Source organism: Streptomyces sp. NPDC056373 (assembly GCF_042262425.1).
Lineage (GTDB): Bacteria > Actinomycetota > Actinomycetes > Streptomycetales > Streptomycetaceae > Streptomyces.
In genome coordinates, this window is the sequence record NZ_JBHJPX010000050.1 from 1 (window position 1) to 1819 (window position 1819).

Annotated in this window: 1 protein-coding gene; it reads right to left on the minus strand. The window is 71.4% G+C overall.

Going from position 1 to position 1819, the window contains the following annotated elements; all coding sequences use genetic code 11:
- A partial coding sequence (locus ACFCXS_RS39375; protein WP_376648146.1) for a hypothetical protein occupies positions 1-1599 on the minus strand: 1599 nt, incomplete at its 3' end.
- Between the last annotated feature and the right edge of the window lie 220 nt (positions 1600-1819).

Genomic DNA, 1819 nt, shown 5'->3' on the forward strand with positions numbered 1-1819 from the left:
GATGTGCTCTGCGAAGGTCCGGGCGGCGGGCAGTTCGAGCAGCGGGTTGACCGGCGGCTCGGTCTCGTCGTCTCCGGCCTCCGTGGTCGGCTCGGTTTCGGTGGGCGGGTCGAAGACGTCGACGCCCCACCGGAGGCCCCACGACTCGATCAGCAGTCGGACGCCGCCGACGCCGGACAGCTCCGCGACCTTGACGAGGTCCAGGCGGCGGCCGGGCACGCGGGCGATGTGCCGGTACCAGGTGCCGGACGGGATGACCAGGATCGGCTGGAGCCCGCCGGATTCGTCGGTGATCTCGTCTTCGGTCCGCTCGTCCTGGACGATCTCCAGTGCCTTCACCAGGGCGTTGAGCCCCTGCGTGCGGTACTGCTTCCGCACCCCGAAGATCCCGCGCTCACGCTCGCGGTACGCGGTGGTGAAGGGGCCGGGGACGCCGCCGGACGCCGCCAGCTCCTCGGCCGCCGCGTCTCCGAGCTGCCACGGTCCGAGCCGACCGGCCCGGCGCCCGTCCTTGAGGTCCTGCCGGGACAACTCAAGCCCGATCTTGGCCGTGCCCTTGTCGCCGTCCTTGTACAGGTAGCGGGCCGTCTCGCCCTCCTCGCCGCTGTTGAGCGACCGCAGGTCGGTGCCGTGGCCCTCCCCGCCGCACGAGCAGTCGGGCCGGTCGCAGGTCTGGCTGACCTCGTAGCCGCCCGCGTTGCGCACGCCGTCCGCCCACGCCGTGGCGATCGCTCGGCGGAACGCGGCCTGCCCGTCGGTGTCGAGCGGCTCAGCCGTGACCCAGAGCGTGTGCCAGTGGAGGTGGTGACCCGTGTCCGGGCCCCACGTGTCCTCGTAGGCCCGCTCGTACCCGATGACGCCGAACTCGGCCTTGAGCCGCCGCCAGGGCCGCCCGCTGGACCCGTACGCCCCGCGCCAGCCGTCGTGGAGCACGCTCACCAGGCCGAAGCGCTGGCCCTTGCGGTTCGAGCCGAACGGCATCCGCTTGAAGTGCCGCAGCGTGGACGTGCCAAGGTGCAGCCCGAACCCGTTCGCGGCGAGGCCGTCCGCCATGAGCTGAGCGTTCGAGGCCCGGACCGCGAGGATGCGCGTCCCGCACCAGGCGCACATGTGGACGTTGTTGCAGCGGCAGACGCCCGTGAGCGCCGCCTCCCCGGCCGCCCACTGGAGCGTCGCGGCCTTCCCCGTGAGCCGGTTGCCGCACGCGCGGAACGCCTCACCAAGGGCAACGGCCTGGTGCCGGTCGCGGCGCGCGTACCGCTCGTCGCGGGTGCCCGACTTCGGCTGTCCCTTTTTGGTCGCCGGAGCTTCCGCCGCAACGCTCTGACCTGCAGCGGACGGAGATTTTCCCTTACTACTAAAGCCCGCGTTCGCTTTTGGCCCGGGCCGGGACTGCCCCGCACCGTTCGTGGTGGTTTCGGCGTTGCGGGCAATTGCCCGCTTTGCCCGCATTCGGCAGGCGTCGGAGCAGTAGACCTTCGGCTTCTTGCCAGGGATGTGCACGAGGGGCTTGCCGCAGCCGGGCCCGTTGCACTTCGGGCCGCGCGGCACGTCGGCGTGCGGTGGAGCGGTGGCGCTGGTCTCTCGTACGCTCGTCACAGAGCAACGTCCTGTTCTCGCCCGGTTGTAAGCCTTGGGCGCGAGATGAGGGCGGCGACCCCGGGATGCCCGTCCCGGGGTCGTGCCATGTCTGGGGCTGAATCAGATCCTTGCAGGGGTTGGGGCGTTTGATCCCCCCGGTCCCTCCGGCGCGTCGAGTGGCTGGTGTGACTCGAAGAGCCGAAGAGAGCCCCGCCGGATGACCGGCGGGGCTTTCCTG